This is a genomic window from Aquabacter sediminis (assembly GCF_028863665.1).
Taxonomy (GTDB): domain Bacteria; phylum Pseudomonadota; class Alphaproteobacteria; order Rhizobiales; family Xanthobacteraceae; genus L1I39.
This window is the reverse complement of the sequence record NZ_JARBFX010000014.1, coordinates 47973-69233: the sequence shown is the minus strand read 5'-3', so window position 1 is coordinate 69233 and position 21261 is coordinate 47973. Positions and strand designations below refer to the sequence as shown.

The 21261-nt window shown below is 67.9% G+C and carries 19 protein-coding genes; 6 read left to right on the top strand and 13 right to left on the bottom strand.

The features are described 5' to 3' along the window. The 4 genes from phnK to phnN all read left to right on the top strand — a co-directional run bounded on the left by phnK (position 1) and on the right by phnN (position 3416). A complete protein-coding gene (phnK, locus tag PV781_RS21515; RefSeq protein WP_274777676.1) occupies positions 1-780 on the top strand; it encodes a phosphonate C-P lyase system protein PhnK in 780 nt (259 codons plus the stop codon). Beyond that, entirely contained in the window at positions 777-1550 is a 774-nt protein-coding gene (gene phnL / locus PV781_RS21510; protein WP_274777675.1) for a phosphonate C-P lyase system protein PhnL, read from the top strand. Before phnK ends, phnL begins: the two co-directional genes overlap by 4 nt. A gap of 109 nt (positions 1551-1659) precedes the next feature. Next, a complete protein-coding gene (locus PV781_RS21505) occupies positions 1660-2817 on the top strand; it encodes an alpha-D-ribose 1-methylphosphonate 5-triphosphate diphosphatase (RefSeq protein ID WP_274777674.1) in 1158 nt (385 codons plus the stop codon). Next, complete coding sequence (phnN, locus tag PV781_RS21500; protein ID WP_274777673.1) at positions 2814-3416, top strand: phosphonate metabolism protein/1,5-bisphosphokinase (PRPP-forming) PhnN; 603 nt, start codon at positions 2814-2816, stop codon at positions 3414-3416. The genes PV781_RS21505 and phnN overlap by 4 nt, the downstream gene beginning before the upstream one ends. 202 nt (positions 3417-3618) lie before the next feature. Here phnN and sciP read toward each other — a convergent pair whose 3' ends face one another. The 4 genes from sciP to PV781_RS21480 all read right to left on the bottom strand — a co-directional run bounded on the left by sciP (position 3619) and on the right by PV781_RS21480 (position 8985). After that, positions 3619-3894, bottom strand: coding sequence for a CtrA inhibitor SciP (gene sciP, locus PV781_RS21495; protein WP_127089660.1), 276 nt, complete (start codon positions 3892-3894; stop codon positions 3619-3621). A gap of 502 nt (positions 3895-4396) precedes the next feature. Beyond that, on the bottom strand, positions 4397-6631 hold the full coding sequence (gene glyS / locus PV781_RS21490) for a glycine--tRNA ligase subunit beta (protein ID WP_274777672.1): 2235 nt from the start codon (positions 6629-6631) through the stop codon (positions 4397-4399). A gap of 102 nt (positions 6632-6733) precedes the next feature. Further along, positions 6734-8038, bottom strand: a complete 1305-nt coding sequence (locus PV781_RS21485) for an MFS transporter (RefSeq protein ID WP_274777671.1) — start codon at positions 8036-8038, stop codon at positions 6734-6736. 20 nt (positions 8039-8058) lie between these two features. Next, on the bottom strand, positions 8059-8985 hold the full coding sequence (locus tag PV781_RS21480; RefSeq protein ID WP_274777723.1) for a glycine--tRNA ligase subunit alpha: 927 nt from the start codon (positions 8983-8985) through the stop codon (positions 8059-8061). Positions 8986-9195: 210 nt separating this feature from the next. Here PV781_RS21480 and PV781_RS21475 point away from each other — a divergent pair, with 210 nt between their 5' ends. After that, positions 9196-9609: a hypothetical protein gene (locus PV781_RS21475; RefSeq protein ID WP_274777670.1), complete on the top strand. Its 414-nt coding sequence runs from the start codon at positions 9196-9198 to the stop codon at positions 9607-9609. 157 nt (positions 9610-9766) lie between these two features. On the opposite strand, the gene PV781_RS21470 is transcribed toward PV781_RS21475, so the two are convergent. The 7 genes from PV781_RS21470 to PV781_RS21440 all read right to left on the bottom strand — a co-directional run bounded on the left by PV781_RS21470 (position 9767) and on the right by PV781_RS21440 (position 15567). Further along, complete coding sequence (locus PV781_RS21470; RefSeq protein ID WP_274777669.1) at positions 9767-10858, bottom strand: TRAP transporter substrate-binding protein; 1092 nt, start codon at positions 10856-10858, stop codon at positions 9767-9769. Between the two features lie 135 nt (positions 10859-10993). After that, positions 10994-12127 (bottom strand): Mrp/NBP35 family ATP-binding protein, encoded by a 1134-nt coding sequence (locus PV781_RS21465; protein ID WP_274777668.1) that lies wholly within the window; start codon positions 12125-12127, stop codon positions 10994-10996. Positions 12128-12209: 82 nt separating this feature from the next. Next, entirely contained in the window at positions 12210-12902 is a 693-nt protein-coding gene (locus PV781_RS21460; protein ID WP_274777667.1) for a haloacid dehalogenase type II, read from the bottom strand. Positions 12903-12956: 54 nt separating this feature from the next. Then, positions 12957-13631 carry a uracil-DNA glycosylase family protein gene (locus PV781_RS21455; protein ID WP_274777666.1) on the bottom strand — a complete coding sequence of 225 codons (675 nt, stop codon included), beginning with the start codon at positions 13629-13631 and terminating at the stop codon, positions 12957-12959. Continuing rightward, a complete protein-coding gene (locus PV781_RS21450; RefSeq protein WP_274777665.1) occupies positions 13624-14367 on the bottom strand; it encodes an MBL fold metallo-hydrolase in 744 nt (247 codons plus the stop codon). Before PV781_RS21450 ends, PV781_RS21455 begins: the two co-directional genes overlap by 8 nt. Before the next feature lie 3 nt (positions 14368-14370). Next, entirely contained in the window at positions 14371-14988 is a 618-nt protein-coding gene (locus PV781_RS21445; protein ID WP_274777664.1) for a glutathione S-transferase family protein, read from the bottom strand. 75 nt (positions 14989-15063) lie between these two features. Continuing rightward, positions 15064-15567 (bottom strand): thermonuclease family protein, encoded by a 504-nt coding sequence (locus PV781_RS21440; RefSeq protein WP_274777663.1) that lies wholly within the window; start codon positions 15565-15567, stop codon positions 15064-15066. Positions 15568-15784: 217 nt separating this feature from the next. Here PV781_RS21440 and PV781_RS21435 point away from each other — a divergent pair, with 217 nt between their 5' ends. Then, on the top strand, positions 15785-16855 hold the full coding sequence (locus tag PV781_RS21435) for a sensor histidine kinase (RefSeq protein ID WP_274777662.1): 1071 nt from the start codon (positions 15785-15787) through the stop codon (positions 16853-16855). A 4-nt stretch (positions 16856-16859) separates the two neighbouring features. Here the strand turns inward: PV781_RS21435 and cobT are convergent, their stop codons facing one another. Together cobT and PV781_RS21425 are read right to left on the bottom strand one after the other, a co-directional pair. Beyond that, positions 16860-17894: a nicotinate-nucleotide--dimethylbenzimidazole phosphoribosyltransferase gene (gene cobT / locus PV781_RS21430; RefSeq protein ID WP_274777661.1), complete on the bottom strand. Its 1035-nt coding sequence runs from the start codon at positions 17892-17894 to the stop codon at positions 16860-16862. A gap of 164 nt (positions 17895-18058) precedes the next feature. Continuing rightward, positions 18059-21259 (bottom strand): efflux RND transporter permease subunit, encoded by a 3201-nt coding sequence (locus PV781_RS21425; protein WP_274777660.1) that lies wholly within the window; start codon positions 21257-21259, stop codon positions 18059-18061. Positions 21260-21261: the final 2 nt, after the last annotated feature.

Sequence of the window (21261 nt, the reverse complement as noted above, 5' to 3'; positions counted from 1 at the left end):
ATGAGCGCGGATGACCCCCTTCTCGTCGCCCGGGGCCTGACGAAATATTACGGCGCCCGTCCCGGCTGCCTGGACGTGGACCTGACCGTCCATCCCGGCGAGGTGCTGGCCATCGTCGGCGAATCCGGCTCGGGCAAGTCCACCTTGCTCTCGCTCCTCTCCACCGAGCTTGCCCCCACATCGGGCGACGTGAGCTACCGCATGCGCGATGGCGCGCTGCGGGACCTCGCCAGCCTGTCTGAGGCCGAGCGGCGCCTCCTACTGCGCACCGACTGGGGTTTCGTGCGCCAGCATGCGGAACAGGGCCTGCGCATGGCGGTGTCGGCCGGCGGCAATGTGGGCGAGCGCCTGATGGCCGTGGGCTGGCGCCATTATGGGCAGATCCGCAATGAGGCCACCGACTGGCTGGGCCGGGTGGAAATCGATGCCAGCCGCATCGATGATGATCCCCGCGCCTTTTCCGGCGGCATGCGCCAGCGCCTGCAGATCGCCCGCAATCTCGTCACCCGGCCCCGCCTCGTCTTCATGGACGAGCCTACGGGCGGCCTCGACGTGTCCGTCCAGGCGCGGCTCCTGGACCTGATCCGCTCCCTGGTGGCTGATCTCGGCGTCGCCGTGATCATCGTCACCCATGACCTTGCCGTCGCCCGCCTCCTGTCCCACCGCATCATGGTGATGCGGCGCGGGCGGGTGATCGAGGAGGGCCTGACGGACCAGGTGCTCGACGATCCGCACGAACCCTACACCCAGCTCCTCGTCGCCTCGGTGCTTGCCGCATGATGCCCGCTACGCTCGCTGCCACCTATGGGGCCGACGAGGCCCCTTCCGCCCCGCCCATTCCCGCTTCGGAGGCGGCCCGGCCGCGCCTGAAGGTGGAGGGGCTGGAGAAGTCCTTCACCTTGCATCTGCGCGATGGGGCGCGGCTGCCGGTGGTGCGCAATGTCTCCTTCGAGGTGCATGGGGGCGAGTGCGTGGCGCTGGGCGGGCCCTCCGGCGCCGGCAAGAGCTCCATCCTGAAGATGATCTTCGGCAATTATCGCGCGGATGCCGGGGCCATCGAAGTGGCCGACGGGCCGCACGGGATGATTGATGTGGTGAAGGCCGATCCCCGCCGCATCCTGAAGCTGCGGCGCGAGCGCATCGGCTATGTCAGCCAGTTCCTGCGGGTCATTCCCCGCGTGCGGACGCTGGACGTGGTCAGCGAGCCGCTGCGCCAGGATGGGGTCGCCCCTGAAAAGGCGGAGGCCCGCGCCCGCGACCTGCTTGCCCGGCTCAACCTGCCCCAGCGCCTGTGGGACCTGCCCCCCGCCACTTTCTCCGGCGGCGAGCAGCAGCGGGTGAACATCGCCCGCGGCTTCATCTCGCCCCGCGACCTTCTGCTCCTGGACGAGCCCACCGCGTCGCTCGATGCCGCCAACCAGGCGGTGGTGGTGGACCTCATCGGCGAGACCAAGGCGCGCGGCACGGCCCTCATCGGCATCTTCCACGACACCGCCATCCAGGCGGCGGTGTCCGACCGGGTGATCGACGTGGCCCGCTTCCGGGTCTGATCGCCGCACCTTTCCCGCACGGGACGCGCCACCATGACGCGTCCCGCTCTCCCAGGGCGACGCGTGCCTCGCGCCCCTCGAACGAACTCGCCTCCAAGGAGGATTTGCGATGCCGCAGGCGTCTTCCGAGCCCGACCTCATCCTCGCCAATGCCCGCATCGTCACCGCCGATGCGGTGATCGAGGGCGATGTGCGCGTCCGTGCCGGGCGGATCGTGGAAATCGGCACCGGCGCCGTGCCCCGGGACGCCATCGACTGCGACGGCGACTATGTGCTGCCGGGCCTTGTCGAACTGCACACGGACCATGTGGAAGGCCACCTTTCGCCCCGTCCCAAGGTGCGCTGGAATCCCATGGCGGCGGTGCTCGCCCATGATGCGCAGATCGCCGCTTCCGGCATCACCACCGTGTTCGATTCCCTGCGGGTGTGGCCGGACAAGAAGGCGGTCGGGATGGATGGCGATGCGCCCGTCCTTGCGGAGGCGCTGGCGGCGGCGGGGAAGGCGGATGCCCTGCGGGCCGACCACCAGATCCACCTGCGCTGCGAGATCCCCACCGACACGGTGGTGGAGGATGCGAAGGCGCTGATGGAGCGCTTCGAGGTGCGGCTCGTCTCGCTCATGGACCACACGCCGGGGCAGCGCCAGTTCGCGACCATCGAGCAGTTCCGCAGCTACTACAAGAAGAAGAGCGGCATCACCGACGACGAGATGGACGTCATCGTCGCCACCCGCCTCGACTTCCATGCCCGCTTCGCCCGCGAGAACAGGGCCGGCCTCGTGGCACTGGCGCAGGCGCGCGGCATCGTGCTGGCGAGCCATGACGACGGGACGCCGGACCATGTGGATGAGGCCATCGGCGACAAGGTGGCCATCGCCGAATTTCCCACCACGCTGGAAGCGGCGCGCCTCTCCCACGCCGCCGGCATCCGCGTGCTCATGGGGGCGCCGAACCTGGTGCGGGGCGGCTCGCACACCGGCAATGTCTCGGCACAGGAACTGGCCCGCAACGGCTTGCTCGACATCCTGTCCTCGGACTATGTGCCCTCCTCCCTCCTGTGGAGCGCCTTCGACCTGACGCGCCGGGAAGAGGCCATCAGCCTGCCACAGGCGGTGCGCATGGTCTCCCGCACCCCCGCCGAGGCGGCGGGGCTCCTGGACCGGGGAGAGATCGCGCCCGATCGGCGGGCGGACCTCATCCGCGTGGGGCTGGTCGGCGACATGCCGGTGGTGCGCGGGGTGTGGCGCGAAGGGCGTCGGGTGGCATGAGCGATGCGCAAAGGCGGCTGGGGCCGGGAGCCTTGATCCTGGTGGTGGGGCCCTCGGGCGCCGGCAAGGACACGCTCATCGACATCGCCCGCGCGGCGCTGGCGGAGCGGTCCGACGTGCATGTGGCCCGCCGCCTGGTCACCCGCCCGGCGGGCGCCGGGGAAGCCCACGGCACCCTCACGCTGGAGGACTTCGCCCGCCTCCAGCCGCGCTTTGCCCTGTGCTGGCAGGCCCATGGCCTCAGCTACGCGCTGGGGGAGGACGTGGCGGACTGGATTTCAGCCGGGCACACAGTGATCGCCAATGGCTCGCGGGCAACCTTGCCGGTGGCGCGGGCGCGATTTGAACGGCTCTGCGTGGTGCATGTGACGGCGCCGGTGGACGTGCGCGCGCAGCGCCTCGCCGCCCGCGGCCGCGAGAGCGCGCAGGACATCGCCGAGCGCCTGACGCGCGCTCCAGCCCTGGACGTGGCGCCGGAGCTTGAGATCGTCAATGTGGGAACGCCGCAGGAGGGCGGGCTTCGCCTCGCCGACTTCGTGCGCCGCGTGACAGACGACAAGACTTACATCCCCGCACAGAATGCAGGTGCGCGGGCCTGACGCAGACGTCTGACGGATCTTGTGGAACAGGGTCCTCGTGCAGATCTCGTGAAAGAGAGCGACCACTAAGGATCCGTGAGGTCTTCCCGCGCCGTTACTTCATTCAGCTTTGAAGTCTTGCCGCGCGCTGGCGCTGGAGCCGGGGAAGAGCCCAAGAGAGGGAGCCTGACCGGGGCGGGCCTGTGGCGCACCGCCCCTGCCCTCACTGGCGATAGTGCTGGATGCGCGTGGTGCGCAGGCCGGGAAGGCCGTGCCGGTCGATGGAGGCCTGCCAGGACAGGAATTCGTCCACCGTCAGCGTATAGCGCTTGCAGGCTTCCTCAAGACTGATCAGGCCCCCGCGCACGGCGGCAACCACTTCCGCTTTGCGCCGGATGACCCAGCGTCTGGTGTCCGGTGGCGGAAGATCAGCTACGGTCAACGGACTTCCGTCCGGGCCGATCACGTATTTCACCCTCGGCCGATAGGCATCGGTCATCGCTACGCTCACCCATTACTCAACCCAACCCGTGAGCAGAGTGAAGCGGGGCAATGAACATTTCCCTAAAAGCCCAAGAAAATCCGATATTTACTTGTATTAACAGGACCTGAATCCCATCGCCACTCACGCGCCTTTGAAAGGCGTCCTGGCGGGGATTTTCACCATCCGTCGCTCGACCGCTCGTGACGGCCAACAGGCTCGCGCGAAACGTGCGCAACCCTTGGAAATAAAGGGAAGATGGTCCATGTCACCCCCAAGCGCGGGCGCGACCGTGCGCCACGGCAACGCCTCAGCCGCTCGGACGGGTGCCGCAGGCCAGCCCATGGCACGCGTCGAAGCGGTCGGATGGGTCTTAAGGATTGTCGCGGTGGCATGGCCGTCCGGGCGGAAATTTTTGAGCCGCCCGGCTCTTTTTCATGGGCTGCCTGCCGCCAAAGCCGTCTGCCGCCCGGACTGATCCATCCGGACGGAGCGCGCTTGAAGGGAAGCCAGAGGGCGATCAGCCCTCGATGCGGTCGAAATCGGCGATGCCGCGGGTGGCCGCGCGAATCTCGTCCAGCAGCTTCAGGCGGTTGATGCGCAATTGGCCGTCGGCCGCATTCACCGTCACGTCCTCGAAGAAGGCATCCACCGGCGCCCTCAGGCCCGCCAGGGCGGCCATGGCGCCGGCATAGTCCTCTGCGGCGACCGCATCGCGCACCTTGGCCTTCACCTCCTCGATGGCGGCGCCCAGCGCGATTTCCTGCGGCTCCACGAAGAAAGCGGGAACGGCGGGGCCGGCATAGCGGGCACCGTCCTTCTTCTCCTCGATGCGCAGGATGTTCACCGCGCGGCGATAGCCAGCGAGCAGGGTCTTGCCGTCGTCGGTCTCCAGAAAGGCCTGGAGCGCCTCCACCCGGCGAACGATCTGCAGGAGATCATCCTGCCCCTCGAGGGCAAAGACGGCGTCCACGAGATCGTGACGGGCACCGCGCTCGCGCATATGCACCTTGAGGCGCTCGGCGAGGAAGGCGAGGAGATCGGTAGCAAGATCCCCGGCCATCGTCTGGCCCTCGACGCGCTTCGCCTCATCCGGCACCGAGTCCGGCCCAAGCTTGGCAAGCCGGCGGGCGAGGTCGTGCAGAATATCGGCCACCAGCTTGTTGGCGAGCTTGTCGACGCGGAACACGTCGAGCGGATTGGAGCCGTAATGGGCCTCGCCCAGGATGGCGCGGGCGGAGGCCACGATCACCGGCCGAAGGGGCAAGGTCAGCTGGTTGTCCAGCACGATGCGGATCACGCCCAAGGCGGCGCGGCGCAGGGCATAGGGGTCCTTGGAGCCGGTGGGCTTCTCGTTGATGACCCAGAAGCCCACCAGGGTGTCGATCTTGTCGGCCAGGGCCACCGCGACGGAGACGGGCGCGGTGGGCACGCGATCGGAGGGACCCTGGGGCTTGTAATGATCCTCGCAGGCTGCCGCGATCTCCGCCGGCAACTTCTCGTGCTCGGCATAATAGCGGCCCATGAGGCCCTGCAGTTCGGGGAACTCGCCCACCACCTCGGTGAGCAGGTCAGCCTTGGCGATGCGGGCGGCGCGGGCGGCGAGCTCGGGATCGGCACCCACCTGCGGGGCAATCTCGGCGGCAAGGCGCGATATGCGGGCGATGCGCTCGCTCTGGCTGCCCAGCTTCTCATGGAAGGTGATCTGGTCGAACTTGGGAAGCCGGTCCTCCAGCGCCGTGCGGCGGTCGGTGTCCCAGAAGAACTTGGCGTCCGACAGGCGGGCGCGGATGACGCGGCCATTGCCGGCCACGATCGCGGCGCCCTGGTCGGTGGCGGCCAGATTCGAGATCAGGATGAAGCGGTTGGCGAGGCGCCCGGTCTTGGGGTCCTTCAGCACGAAGCACTTCTGGTTGGCGCGGATGGTGGCGCGGATCACCTCGTCGGGAATGTCTAGGAAGGCGGCATCGAAGGAGCCGATGAGCACCACCGGCCATTCCACGAGGCCGGCCACCTCCTCCAGCAGTCCTTCATCCTCCACCAGCTCCAGCCCGTGGACGAGGGCGAGGTCCTTGGCATCGGAGAGGATGATGGACTTGCGACGGTCCCGGTCGGCCACCACCTTGGCGACCTCCAGCTTGGTCAGCCAGTCGTCCAGGCGCTTCACCTCGATGGCGCCGGGCGCCAGGAAGCGGTGGCCATAGGTGACGTTGGACGAGGTGATGCCCTCCACCTCGAAGCGGATGACCTCCACCTCTTCGATGTCGGTGCCGAAGGTGCAGACGATGGAATGGAGCGGGCGCACCCAGCGCATGCTGCCCGTGCCCCAGCGCATGGATTTCGGCCAGGGAAAAGCTCGGATGATCTGCGGCACGATCTCGGCAATCACTTCGGCGGTGGGGCGGCCCGGCCGCTCCACCACGGCCACATAGAAGTCGCCCTTCTTGGGATCGCTCTGAATGGTGGCCTGGTCGATGGAGGCGAGCCCCGCCGCCTTGAGGAAGCCCTGGATGGCGCCGTCCGGCGCGCCCACGCGCGGGCCCTTGCGCTCTTCCTTGCTGTCCGCCTGCCGGCCGGGCAGGCCATGCACCGCCAGCGCCAGGCGGCGCGGGGTCACGAAGGCCTTCGCGCCTTCATAGAGCAGGCCGCGCTCAACCAAAGCGTCCGTCACCAGCTTGCGCAGCGCCTCGGCGGCCTGGGCCTGCATGCGGGCGGGGATTTCTTCGCTGAACAGTTCAAGAAACAGGTCGGGCATCGGATCTGGCTCTTCCTGCCCGAGCAGACGCGCCGGGCGGGTTGGCGGAGGAGAAAACGGGGGCGGACCAGACGGGCCGGCTGCCCCCGCGTCTATTCTGTTTCAGCCAGCGCGTCGAGATGCCGGCTGGGTGGGATCGGGATCGAGCGGACCCAGGTGGCGGTCCTTCACCGTCATCACGGCCAGCGCCGCGATGCCGGAGACGACGGCAAGATAGAGCGCCGGCGCCATCTTGTTGCTGAGGTCGCCCACCAGATAGGTGGCCACCATGGGGGCGGTTCCCCCGCCAATGCCGACCCCCAGGTTCCAGGCGAAGGCGACGGCCGAGCACCGGCGTCGGCGCGGAAACATTTCCACCAGCAGAGCCGCGAGAGGCGCATTGGCCAGCGGTAGCAGCATGGCGAGGGCGATCTGGCCGGAAATGACCAGCCGGATGTCGTCACGCCCGAACAAAGTGAAGAGCGGCCAGGTCAGCAGCGTGAGCCCGGCCATGCCGATCAGCACCACGAGCCGGCGTCCCACCTTGTCGCTGATGATGGCGCAGATGGGCACCAGCACCATGGTCACGGCCAGGCACACGGTGTTCAGACGCAAGGTGAAGCTGACGGAGAGCCCGTCCTGCTGCTGGAGATAGGTCGCAAGGTAGACGAACAGAAGATAATAGGCGACGCCCGCCTGGAAGGAGAGGATCACCGCCCGCACGAGGTCTGGCAGATCGTGACGCAAGGTGTCGAGCAAGGGCAGCCTGCCGTCGGAGACCGGCGGCGTCTCCTGAAGGGCCGTGCGCCGCAGATAGAGCGAGAGCAGCCCCAGCACCACGCCAAGCAGGAAGGGCACGCGCCAGCCCCAGGCGAGAAGCTGGTCCGAACTCAGCGTCCCGGCCACGATGGCGGCGACCCCCGAGCCGATCAGCGTGCCCCCACTCACCCCGGCGGCCGAAAAAGAAGTGGCAAAGCCCCGCCGGCCCGGCGCCGCGTGCTCGGCCAGGAAGACGGCGGAGGTGGTGTATTCGCCGCCGATGCACCCCCCCTGGACGAGGCGCATGAGCAAAAGCAGCACCGGGGCGGCGATCCCCACCATGTCGAAGCTGGGCAGGAGGCCGATGGAGACGGTGGAGGCGGTCATCAGACCGGCGGACAGGACGAGGGCCCGAGAGCGCCCCAGCCGGTCGCCCAGGGTGCCGAACACCACCGCACCCAGGGGGCGCATGAGGAAGGAGGCTGCGAACACCGCGAAGGCCGAGAGCAAGCCCACGAAAGGCGAGCTCAAGGGAAAGAAGACCTTGGCGAAAACCGTGGCGAAGAAGCCGTAGACCGCGAAGTCGTACCATTCGAGCACATTGCCGGCGGCGCCAGCGGCCACCGTCTTCCAGGGCAGGCGCATGGCGCGCCCAGCGTGCTCGTCCATGGGCCCCCGCCCCTCCCCGGTCAGCCGGCGCCGCCGGCTTCGGTCTTCAGGAAGGCCGCGCCGCAGGCCTTGGCCAGCTCGCGCACCCGCAGGATGTAGCTCTGCCGCTCGGTCACCGAGATGACGCCGCGGGCATCCAGCAGATTGAAGACGTGGGAGGCCTTGATGCACTGGTCATAGGCCGGCAGCGCCATCAGGTGCCTCTCGCCCCGGTCGCCCGCCGCCAGATATTTGGTGCAGGCGGCCTCGGCCATGCGGAACTGCTCCAGCAGCATGTCGGTGTCGGCATATTCGAAATTGTGCCGGGAATATTCCTGCTCGGCCTGCAGGAAGACATCGCCATAGGTGACCTTCTCGGCGCCCTCACGGCCGTTGAAGTTCAGGTCGTAGACGTTCTCCACGCCCTGCACATACATGGCGAGGCGCTCCAGGCCATAGGTCAGCTCGCCCGAGACCGGCGAGCACTCGAAACCGGCCACCTGCTGGAAGTAGGTGAATTGCGAGACCTCCATGCCGTCGCACCAGCATTCCCAGCCCAGCCCCCAGGCGCCCAGCGTCGGGCTCTCCCAGTCGTCCTCCACGAAGCGCACGTCATGCAGGCGCGTGTCGATGCCAATGGCATCGAGGGAGGCGAGGTAGAGCTCCTGCAGGTTGTCCGGCGAGGGCTTCAGGATCACCTGGAACTGATAATAGTGCTGGAGCCGATTGGGGTTCTCGCCATAGCGCCCGTCCTTCGGCCGGCGCGAGGGCTGCACATAGGCGGCGCGCCAATGGCGGGGACCAAGCGCCCGGAGCGTGGTGGCCGGATGGAAGGTGCCCGCGCCCACTTCCATGTCATAGGGCTGCAGGACCACGCAGCCCTGATCCGCCCAGAAGCGCTGAAGGGTCAGCAGCAATCCCTGGAAGGAATGGTCGGGGCGCATGTGGGCGGGCAGCGAGGGGTCGATCATGGGCAGCCTTCCGGCAGCTGGAAGAGGGGGTCGAAACGCGCGCGGACACTAGAGCAGGCGCCGATCACATTGCAACGCCATACGTTCTGCGCCGCGGGCCTCCTCCCCATGCGCCGCCCGATGATCGCCTTGAACACGCCGGCGTGATTGAACCGGGGCGCCGTGAGGGCGTTGCAACGAGCGAGCGGGACGACAAAGGAGATATCAATGAACAAGACGCTTCCCCTTCTCACCGCCGCCGCCCTGGCGCTGTCCACCTTCGGCGCTGCGGCCCAGAGCGGCATCGCCCCTGCCCCCAACACCCAGGCTGGCCCGGCCCAGGAAGGCGGCCGGACGAACATGACACCCGGCGCCTCCGGCTCGGGCACCGTGAACCGCAATGACAATGCCGCCAAGCCGACCCCCAATAGCGGCGTCGCGCCCGGCCAGAACACCCAGGCCGGACCCGCCCAGCAGGGCGGCCGCACCCAGGCGACCCCCGGCGGCAGCGGCGGCTCGATGGACACCACGGGCTCGGTGCCCTCGACCCCGCGCAGCGGCGTGGCCCCCGGCCAGGACACCCATAAGGGCCCGGCGCAGGAAGGCGGCCGCACCCAGGCAACGCCCGGCGGCACGCGCTGATCGGGCGCGGCTTGCGAGCGGCGTGATCGCCTCTTTCCCGGAGGGATGTGCGGCCCGCACGGCGCGGTACTCCTGATGGTCCATGAAAAAAGGCCCCGGATCGCTCCGGGGCCTTTCTTGTGCCGACACCCTTGGGGCGCGGCGTCTGCGTCGATCCTCAGCCGCGGCTGCGGGCGCGGATCATGTAGTCGTCGTAATTGTATTCGGCGATCTGCCACCACAGATAGCTCTCGTTCCGGAACGGACGAGCCGATTCGTAGATCTTCTTGAAGTCCGGATTCTTGGAGCCGATCTCGTCATACATCTCGGTCGCCACCTTGAAGCAGGCGTCCATGACGTCGTTCGGGTAGCGGCGCAGCTGGGTGCCGGCCTTCACGAGACGCTGCACGGCGCCCGGATTCTTGGCGTCGTAATTGGCCAGCATGTCGCCATTGGCCTGGGCCGCGGCGGAAGTCAGCACCGCCTGATAGGCCTTGGGCAGCTCGTTCCACTTGTCCTGATTGTAGAAGAAGGTCAGGCCGGCGCTGCCTTCCCACCAACCGGGATAGTAGTAGTACTGCGCCACCTTGTAGAGGCCGAGCTTCTCATCGTCATAGGGGCCGACCCACTCGGCGCCGTCGATGGTGCCCTTTTCCAGCGCGGGATAGATGTCGCCGCCGGCGAGCTGCTGCGGCACCGCGCCGAGCTTGGAGAAGATCTGGCCGGCAATGCCGGCGATGCGGAACTTCAGACCCTGCAGGTCCTGGACCGACTTGATCTCCTTGCGGAACCAGCCGCCCATCTGGCAGCCCGTATTGCCGCCCGGCAGCATTACGACGTTGTACTTCTTGTAGAACTCAGCCAGCACCTGGAGGCCGCCGCCATGGTAGAACCAGGAATTCAGCTGGCGGGCATTGAGGCCGAACGGGAACGCCGAGCCGAACGCGAAGCTCGGATCCTTGCCCACATAGTAATAAGAAGCCGTATGGCACATCTCGACGGTCTTGTTCTGCGTCGCGTCGAGCGCCTGGAGGCCGGGGACGATTTCGCCCGCTGCGAAGACCTGGATCTGGAACTTGCCGTCGGTCGCCTCGGCCACGTTCTTGGCCATCAGCTCGGCGGCGCCATAGATGGTGTCGAGGGACTTGGGGAAGGACGACGTGCAGCGCCACTTGATCTCGGGCTGGGACTGCGCGATCGCCGGCATGGCGACGGCGGTGGACGCGGCGACACCGGCGCCGGCGGCAGTCAGGAACTCACGGCGTTTCATGGATGAGACTCCCTATGAAATTCTTCTGGCATCCCGCTGCGGCAGGCCGGCCGGCGGAACGCCCCGCATTCTTGTACCGGAAGCCGGTTGCAATGGCGACCGCCCCCCTATGGTACTAAAGGCGTAGACGCCGCGCTATTCGATCACGATGCGCGGCGCCTTGCGCGCCGAGGCCCCGGCCCGGCCCATGGAGGCCTGAACCGCGCGGGCGATATTGCGATAGACCTCCGCCTGCGGGCTTTGCGGATCGGAGACCAGAATGGGCAAGCCGGCGTCCGACATCTCGCGGATGCGCATGTGCAGCGGCACTTCGCCGAGGAAAGGCACGCCGATCTCCTCCGCCTCGTGCCGCGCCCCGCCATGGCCGAAAATGTCCGAGCGCTCCCCGCAATGGGGGCACATGAAATAGGACATGTTTTCGACCACGCCGAGAATCGGCACGTTGACCCGCTGGAACATGGCGATGCCGCGCCGGGCATCGATCAGCGCCAGGTCCTGGGGCGTCGAGACGATGACGGCGCCGGCGAGGTTGACCTGCTGGGCCATGGTGAGCTGCGCATCGCCCGTGCCGGGGGGCATGTCCACCACCAGCACGTCGAGCGGCCCCCACTTCACCTCGCGCAGCATCTGGGTGAGCGCCGACATGACCATGGGCCCGCGCCAGATCATGGGGGTCGCCTCGTCCACCAGGAAGCCGATGGACATGAGCTGAAGGCCGAAATTCTCCAGCGGCACCATCATGCGCCCGTCAATGGTCTCCGGCTTGCCGTGCACGCCGGACAGGCGCGGAACGGAGGGTCCGTAAATGTCTGCGTCGAGCAGGCCGACCTTCAGGCCGAGGTCGCGCAGGCCCAGCGCCAGATTGATGGACAAGGTCGACTTGCCGACGCCGCCCTTGCCCGAGGCCACCGCAATGATGGCGCCGACACCGGGCACCTCGATGGCCTTGCCGCCCCCTTGAGGTGCCCCACCTGGAGCCGGAGCCCCACCTTGCGGCGCGCCACCCGGCCGGCCAGCCATCTTGCGCTCGGCGGTGAGCGCCACCAGCGCGGAGGCAACGCCCGGCAACGCCCGCACCACCTCCTCGGCCGCGACCCGCACCGGCTCCCAGGCCCGCGCCTGGGCGGCATCGACATTGATGGAGAGATAGACCTTGCCGCTGGTGACCACGATGCCGGACAAGGCAGGGGATGCGGACAGCGGCACCCCATCAGGGGTTCGCACCTTCGCCAGGGCCTCGCGCACGCCGCTTTCGGTCACATCGCTCATCCGGCCGTCTCCACTCCATCCCCGAACAGGCGCCTTCGCCCGAGCGTCTCCTTTCGCACGGGCGGCGGCGGCGAGGAAGGCCTCATCTGGCCTCCACCTGCTCCAGCAGGGTGCGCAGGTCGATGAGGTTGGACACCGTGGCCCGCGGGGAAAGCGCGGGATATTCCGCCGGTTCGGCGCCGCGATTGACCCACACGGTTCGGAAGCCGAAGGCGGTGGCCCCCGCCACGTCCCAGGTGTTGGAGGCGACGAACATGATGTCTTCCGGCGTCAGCTGAAGGCGGTTGCAGGCCAGGTCATAGCCTCTGGGATCGGGCTTGAAGGTGTGCACCTCCTCGCAGCTGAGGACGTCGTCCACCAGCGCGGAGAGGCCGCCGCGCTCCACCGCCGTGGTCACCATCTCCAGCGTGCCGTTGGACAGGATGACGATGCGGCGCCCCGCCTCGCGCAGTTGCGCCAAGGCGGGGGCCACATCGGGAAACGGATCGAGCACCATGAAGGCCTCGGCGATTTCGTCCACCAGAGCCCCGCCGGAATCATCGGCGATGCCACACACCCGCAGCGCATAGTCGAGCGCCTGACGCGTCACAGCGAGAAAGTCTTTGTCGAGCCCCATCAGGCTGCTGGTCCAGGCATATTCCAGTTGCTTGGTGCGCCACACCTCCAGAAAGCGATCGGCAGGCGCGCCGAGCACCGTCAAATGATGCTTCAGCGCCGAGCGCAGATCGAACAAGGTGCCATAGGCGTCGAACACGCAGGCGGACGTGGCGTGCATCTCAAGGCTCCGGTGCGCACGCATTATAGAACGCGCCGCGCGGATGTATCGGCCTCAGGCCGGCTCTTCGCCGCGGGGGCGAAGAAATCTGCGCATATCGGCCTGAAGCTCCGGCACCAGTTCCGCGTCGAACCAGGGATGGCGCTTCAGCCAGCCGGTGTTGCGCCAGGAGGGATGGGGCAAGGCATAGACCCGCGTGCCGCCGGCCTCCCGCACCGCTCGCCAGTTGGCCACCGTCTCGGTCAGCCCCTTGCCGAGGAGATGGCCAAGGCCCAACCGCTTGAGATGATAGGCCTGCGCCGGCCGCCCGATGGCCAGCACCAGGTCGAAGGGCGGCAGAGCGGTGAACAAGCGGTCGTGCCAGAGAAGGGCGCATTCCCGGCGCGGCGGCAGGTCGCCGCCCGCCGCGTCCTGGCCGGGAAAGCAGAAGCCCATGGGGGCGATGGCGATGCGCGCTTCGTCATAGAAGACGGGTTTGTCGACCCCCATCCAGGCCCGCAGGCGATCGCCCGACGCATCGGTGAAGGGCAGACCCGACAGATGAACCTTGGTGCCCGGCGCCTGGCTCGCCACCAGGATGCGGGCGGTTGCGGACACCCGCAGCACGGGGCGCGGCGCGTGGGGCATGGGCGCCCCCAGAGGCGCCTCGACGCAGGTGCGGCAGGCCCGGATCGCCGCGACCAGTTCCTCCAGCCGCGCGTCCCCGTGCCGCCTCGCGTCCTCAGACATCAAGGACGAGGCCGTCCCGCGCCACCAGGAACCGGCTGGCATCCACATCGCCGACATGGGACCACATGTCGTCGCTCATATGGGTGAGCAGCATGCGGCGGGGCGAAAAGCCATCGCGATTGGCGGCGAGGGTCTCATAGGCCATATGGCCGGTGGGCGCGCCGTCGAAGCGATAGCATTCGCAGATGAACAGATCCGCCTCCCGCGCCACCTCGAACAGCGCGGGCGTCCAGGCTGTGTCGCCGGAATAAGCGAGCGTCTTGCCCAAGCCCTCGAAGCGCACCGCCGTGGAGGGGGCGCCGGAAGAATGCAGCACCTCGGTGGTCAGAAGCGAGAACGGCCCCACCTGCCCCGGCGTGCCGGGCGCCACCTCCTCCACCGACCAGTCGAATCGCCAGCGATTGCCGCTGATGCCGGGATAGAGGGCTTCCATCAGCACATGGAGGCGTGCCGTCGTGCCCGGAGGGCCGAAGACGCGCAACGGCTTCTCGCGGCGGGTGCCCAACTGGCCGTCGAGGATGAGGAAGGGCAGCCCGCCGAAATGGTCGCCATGGAGATGGGAGAGCACGACGGCGTCGATCTCCTCCACGGGCAAGCCGAGGCTCTTGCAGCCCAATTGCGCACTGCCGCCATAGTCGATGGCCATGCGGAAGCCGTCGGCCTCCACATGAAAACAGGTGGTGCCCCGCCCACCGGAGCAGAAGGCGTCCCCCGATCCCACCACCGTCAGGCGCATGCGTCAGGCTCCCGCTTTTGCCGCAGGGCGGGCGGACACCTGCGCCCGCCACCGCGCCAGATGGACCATCTCCTCGGGCGCGGTGATCCGGGCCGCGCGCATGAAGTCGATGGCGACGACGGCGGTGATGTCGGCCACCGTGAAGCGGTCAAGGGCGATATAGGCCTGGTCGGCCAGGTGGCGATCCAGATAGCCGAGGAAGTTCATCACCTTGGCCTTGTTGGCCTCGCCCCATTCCTTGACCTGCGGCACCTCCCGCTCGGCCATGGCGGGATGGAGATGGCGGAAGGCGAACTGCACCGCCAGCATCAGCTCGATTTCCACCTGCCGCTGCCACATCTCCACCAGGCCCTGCTCGCGCGGCGTGGCGCCGAACAGGTTCGGCTCTGGCTGAATCGCCTCGAAATAGCGGCAGATGGCAATGGATTCGGAAATGTGGGTGCCGTCGTCCAGCTCCAGCACCGGCACCTTGGCGCGCGGATTGATGCGCAGGAAGGCCTCACCCATGTGTTCCTTCCCTGCGAGGTCCACCATCACCTCGGGCACGGAGATGCCCTTTTCGGCGAGGAAGAACTGCACGCGGCGGGGATTGGGCGAGCGGGCGGAGAGAAAGAGCTTCATGGTGCGGCGTCTCCTCGCATTTTGCAGTGGACAGACCATGGCCCGCCTGCCGCGTCAAGGCGCCGACAGTACGCGTCAGGGGCCCGTGGCGTGGGCCGAGCGCCAGTCCGCCGGCCGCTGGAACGGGCCGGACCAGATGCCCCGCCCCCGTGCCTGGGCTTCCGACTGCAAGGTCTTGTAGCCGCGCCCGCTGGCGGCGATGGCAAGGCCAGAGGTCACCATTTCGGCGGCAAGGTCCCGCGCCGTGTCCCCCTGCCCCACCGAGCACACCGCGAGCAGGCGTCCATAGCCATCATGCCGGTTCCCCCGGCAGGAGACGATATGCATTCGAACGAGGCTCGCGAGTTTGGTGCGGGCCTCGGCGCCGCAGGGCCACAGGGCCATATCCGTGCCACAGGTCTGGGCCAGTTCCGGCGCGTCGACGCCGGACAGGCGCACCCGCTGGCCGAGAATCTCCAGCGTGTCGCCATCCACCGCCCGCGCCGGACCAATGGCCTCATCGCCGCGCGTCAGGAAGCGCGCGAGCCCCGACAGGGCCGCAAGAATGAGGATGGCGGTAAGGAGGTCACGGAGGGACATGCCCGATCAGGTGCCATCCTTCCGGGATGTATGCAATCTTCGACGCACCAAGCGTGGCGCCCAAGCCACCCAGGGCCGAGATTCCTGGGCACGCAAACGCTGGCGGCACTTGGCTTCGCCGCCCGTTAACCTTCTGCTAACCCTCTTGCCGCAGGAGTCGATCCCATCCTCATGCGGAGGGACTCACCCTTCCGCTTGGGCGCGGACTGCAAGGGCCATGGACCGACCCTTTCCCTCTGGCGACCGGCACGCCCTGCCCCCCGAACCGGCGGCACGGGCGCAGGATCCAGGATTCGACCTGCCGGTGACCTCCCTGCCCGCCCTGCTCTCGCCCCTCCTGCTGCCCGCCTTGTGGGCCGCCGCCGCGGCATGTGCCGTTACCGCGCTTGGCGTGGAGGCGGAATCGGGTGCGCGGATGCTGCTCGGATGCGCCTCCGGCGCCTTGGGCGTGGCCGCCACCGCGCTGCATCGCCTGCGCCGCCGGGTTGCCGTCCTGGCAGCGGAGGTGGAAGTGCGACGGCGGGAATCGGAAGCGGCGCTGTCCGCCTTGCGGCAGGCGGAGGGCGAGAATGCCGCCAAGTCGCGTTTCCTGGCCGAGATGAGCCACGAATTGCGCACCCCGCTCAATTCCGTGATCGGCTTTTCGGAAATGATGGCGGAGGCCGTGCTCGGCGCCCATTCCGTGCCGGCCTACCAAGGATATGCCCGCGACATTCACACGTCGGGACGCCACCTCCTGGCGCTCGCCGACGACATTCTCGATCTTGCCCGCATCGAGACCGGCCACCGCACCTTGCTGGAGACCGCCGTCGCCCTCGGCCCCCTGCTTGCGGATTGCGCCCACATGATGCGCCTTTCGGCAGCGGAACGCGGCGTTTCGCTGTCCGTCGGCGATCTTGAGAATGCCCCCCGTCTGTGGGCCGACGAGCGGGCCATGCGGCAGATCACGCTGAACCTGCTGGCCAATGCGGTGAAGTTCACCCCCGCCGGCGGGCAGGTGCGACTTACCGCTGGTGTCACCCCATCCGGGGCGCCCTATGTGTGCGTGGACGATACCGGTCCGGGCATAGGTGATGCCGAGCTCCCTTTGCCCGGTGCCGCTCGCCCACGCGAGAGCGCCACCGATCCGGTAAGCGGGCGTGGCGCGGGGCTGGGGCTTGCCATCGTGCGGGGTTTGTCGGACCTCCACGCGGCGCGGCTCGCGCTCAGCCGGCGCGCCGAGGGCGGCACGCGGGCCGAGGTCGCCTTTCCCGCCGCCCGCCGGCTTCCGCCGCGCGCGGGAGCGTGAGGCCTCAGTCCTTGTCGGAGACGCCGGCGTCCGCGAAGGTGCCCATGCCCTTGTGGCAGGCCACCGCCGCCTTGATGAGCCCCACCGCCAGCGCGCCGCCCGAGCCTTCGCCCAGACGCATGCCGAAATCCAAAAGCGGGCGCAGGCCCAGATGGTCGAGCAGCGCCCGGTGGGCCTTCTCGTCGGATACATGCCCGGCCAGGCAATGGTCCAGGGCCCCGGGATCGAGACCCTGGAGAATGGCGGCGGCGGCGGTCACCACATAGCCGTCCAGGATGACCGGCACCCGCTCATGGCGGGCCGCGAGGATGGCGCCGGCAATGGCGGCCAGTTCGCGCCCGCCCAGGCGCCGCAGCACCTCCAGCGGATCGCCGCCGCTGGCGGGGCCGTGAAGAGCGACAGCGGTACGCACCGCCTCGATCTTGCGCTCCAGCACCGCGCCGGTGGCGCCGGTGCCGGCGCCCACCCAATCCTGCGCCGTGCCGCCATAGAGCGCATGGCAGATGGCGGCGGCCACCGTGGTGTTGCCGATGCCCATCTCGCCGAGGATCAGCACATCCGCCCCGCCGGCAATGGCCTGCATCCCGAAGGCCATGGTGGCGGCGCAGGCCCGCTCGTCGAGGGCCGCCTCGCGGGTGATGTCGCCTGTGGGCAGGTCAAGCGCCAAGTCGAACACGCGCAGGCCCGCATCGAAGGTGGCGCAGATCTGGTTCACCGCCGCCTTGCCGGCCGTGAAGGCATCCAACATCTGCCGCGTCACGGCGGAGGGATAGGGCGAGACCCCGTGGGCGGTGACCCCGTGGGTTCCGGCAAACACGGCCACCATGGGGCGGTCGGCGGTGGGAATGCCCTTGCCCTGCCAGGTGGCGAGGTGAATGGCGATCTCCTCCAGCCGCCCCAGTGCGCCCGGCGGCTTGAGAAGCTGCGACTGGCGGTCCTCCGCGAGCACCCGGGCGCCGATGTCCGGCCCCGGCATGGTGGCGACGAGGTTGCGGATATCGTCGAAGGGAAGACCGGACGCGTTCGGCGGGAGGGACATGGAAGGACTCGCAAGCGGGGTCGTGGGGGCGCGCGGGGGCGCGCGCAAGGATTGGGCGGGAGAACTGCACCGCGTCCCCGCGCGGGTCAAGTCGGGCCCTTGAAAGCAAACGTCCCGCCCCGGAGGCCGGGACGGGACGTGAGCGTCAGGATCGTTCGTCCCGGCTATTCCGCCGGGGCGACATAGTCGCCTTGCGGGCGGTGGTCATCGTCGGGCTTGCCTTCCGGCTTCTCCTTGCGCTTGCCGAAGGACGCGATCCAGCGGGCGAACACATAGAAGACGGGCGTGAAGATGAGGCCGAAGATGGTCACCCCGATCATGCCGGAGAACACCGCCGTTCCCAGCGCCTGACGCAGCTCTGCGCCCGCGCCCACCGCCCAGACGAGGGGCACCACGCCCAGGATGAAGGCCAGCGAGGTCATGACGATGGGACGCAGGCGCAGACGCGCCGCCTCCACCGCCGCTTCCCGCCGCCCCTGCCCCTGGTCCTCCAGCTGCTTGGCGAATTCCACGATCAGGATCGCGTTTTTGGCCGCCAGGCCGATGAGCACCACGAAGCCCACCTGGGTGAGGATGTTGTTGTCCATGCCGCGCAGGATCACCCCGCCCAAGGCGGCCACCAGGCACATGGGCACGATGAGAATGACCGCCAATGGCAAGGTCAGGCTCTCATATTGGGCCGCCAGCACCAGGAAGACGAACACCACGCCGAGCGCGAAGGCAAAGATGGCGGTGTTGCCGGCCCGCTGCTGCTGGTAGGCGAGCGCCGTCCATTCGTAGGCGAAGCCCTGCGGCAGCACCTGGGCGGCGAGACCCTGCATGATCTGCATGGCCTGGCCCTGGGAATAGCCCGGCGCCGGCGAGCCATCGAGCTCCGCCGCCGGATAAAGATTGTAGCGGGCCACGCGATAGGGGCCGGTGAGGTCGTGCATGGTCGTGAACGAACCGAGGGGCACGGTCTCGCCGGTGGCATTGCGCACCCGGATCTTCAGGATGTCGTTCGGGTCCATGCGGAACGCCGCATCCGCCTGCACCTGCACCCGGAAGGTGCGGGTGAAGAGGTTGAAGTCGTTCACATAGCTCGAGCCGATATAGGTCTGGAGGGCGGCGAACACATTGGCGATGTCCACCTGCAGGAGCTGCGCCTTCGCCCGGTCGATGTCGAGATACATCTGGGGGGTGGAAGTCTCGAACAGCGAATAGACCTGCATCAGCCCCGGCGTCTGGGCCGCCGCACCCATCATGGCATAGGTGGCGTTCTGGAGCGCCTTGTAGCCAGCGCCCGTGCGGTCCTCCACCATCATGCGGAAGCCGCCGGCATTGCCGATGCCCTGCACGGGCGGCGGCTGCACCACGATCATCATGGCTTCCTGGATCGAGGCGAGCTTGCCGAACAATTGCCGCTGCACCGCCCCCGCCGAACGTCCCGGGTCATTCTCGCGCGCGCTGAACGGCTCCAGGATGACGAACATGGCGCCCGCATTCGGCGCGTTGGTGAAGGTGGCGCCCGAGAAGCCGGCAATGTTGACGATATGGCCGACGCCGGGCGTGCCCAGCACCAGATCGGCGGCCCGCTGCATCACCTCTTCCGTGCGCTGCATGGCGGCACCCGGCGGCAATTGCGCGACCACGATGAGGTAGCCGCGATCCTGCTGCGGGATGAAGCCCTGCGGCGTGGAGACGAACAGGTGGCCGCCAAAGGCCAGGATGCCCGCATAGACCACCAGCACCACCGCCACGAACCGCACGAGGCGGGCGGTCAGCCAGGCATAACCATTGCCCAGCCCCTCGAAGCCGCGATTGAAGATGCGGAAGAAGCCATGCAGGGGCCGGGCATACCAAGCCACCTTGTGGTCCCCGCGATGGGGCTTGAGCAGCACTGCGCACATGGCCGGCGACAGGGTCAGCGACACCAGCAGCGAGATCAGGGTGGAGCCCGCAATGGTGAGGCCGAACTGGCGGTAGAACTGGCCGGAGATGCCCGTGATGAAGGCGGTGGGAATGAACACCGAGGCCAGCACCAGCGAGATGGCGATCAGCGCCCCGCCCACTTCGTCCATGGTGCGGTAGGCCGCGTCGCGGGGCGACAGTCCGGCCGCGATGTTGCGCTCCACATTCTCCACCACCACGATGGCGTCGTCGACCACGATGCCGATGGCGAGCACCAGTCCGAACAAGGACAGGTTGTTCAGCGAGAAGCCGAACAGGGACATGAAGAAGAAGGTGCCCACCAGCGAGATCGGAATGGCCAGGATGGGGATGATGGCCGCCCGCCAGGTCTGCAGGAACAGGATCACCACGAGCACCACGAGGACGATGGCCTCAAGGATGGTGTGGATCACCGCCTCCACCGACTGCTGGATGAATTCGGTGGGGTTGTAATAGATGGCGTACTTCACGCCGCTCGGCAGTTGCTTGCCGAGCTGCTGCATCTCCTTGACGATGGCGTTGCCGGTGGCCAGCGCGTTGGAGCCCGGCCGCTGGAACACGCCAAGCGAGATGGACAGGTCCTTGTCCAGGTAAGAGGTGGACGAATAGTCCTGCGCCGAAATTTCAACCCGGGCCACGTCCTTCAGGCGCACCAGGGCGGTTTCGCTCTGCTTGATGACCACGTTGCCGAACTGTTCCGGGTCCGACAATCGGCCCAAGGTGCGCACCGCCACCTGGAAGGCGCGCTGCTCCGGGACCGGCGGCTGGTTCAGGACGCCCGAGGCCACCTGGACGTTCTGGGCCCGCAAGGCGCTGACCACATCGCCGGCCGTCAGGTTGAGTTCCTGGAGCCGGGTCGGGTCGAGCCAGACCTGCATGGCATATTCGCGGCTGCCGAACACCGTGATGGAGCCGACGCCATCGATGCGCGACAGCACGTCCTTGATCTGGACATTGGCCACGTGGGACAGGAACAGCGGGTCGCGGGAGCCATCCGGGGAATAGAGGCTGACGACCAGCATCAGGTCCGGCGAGGACTTGGACGTGACCACGCCCACCTGCTGCACCTCGGAGGGCAAACGCGGGGTGGCGATGGCGACGCGATTCTGAACCTGCACCTGGGCGATGTCCAGGTTGGTGCCCAGATCGAAGGTCACCGAAATGGAGAAGCGGCCATCGGCGGTGGAATTGGAGGAGATGTAGATCATCCCCTCGACACCGTTGATCTGCTGCTCGATGGGCGCCACCACGGTCTCGGCCACCGTCTCGGCGCTGGCGCCGGGATACTGGCCGGTGACGTTGATGACCGGAGGGGCGATTTCCGGATATTGCGCCACCGGAAGGCGCAGATAGGTGACCGCGCCGAGGATCACGACGACGATGGAGACCACCCAGGCAAAGATCGGGCGGTCGATGAAGAAATGGGACAAGCGCATGG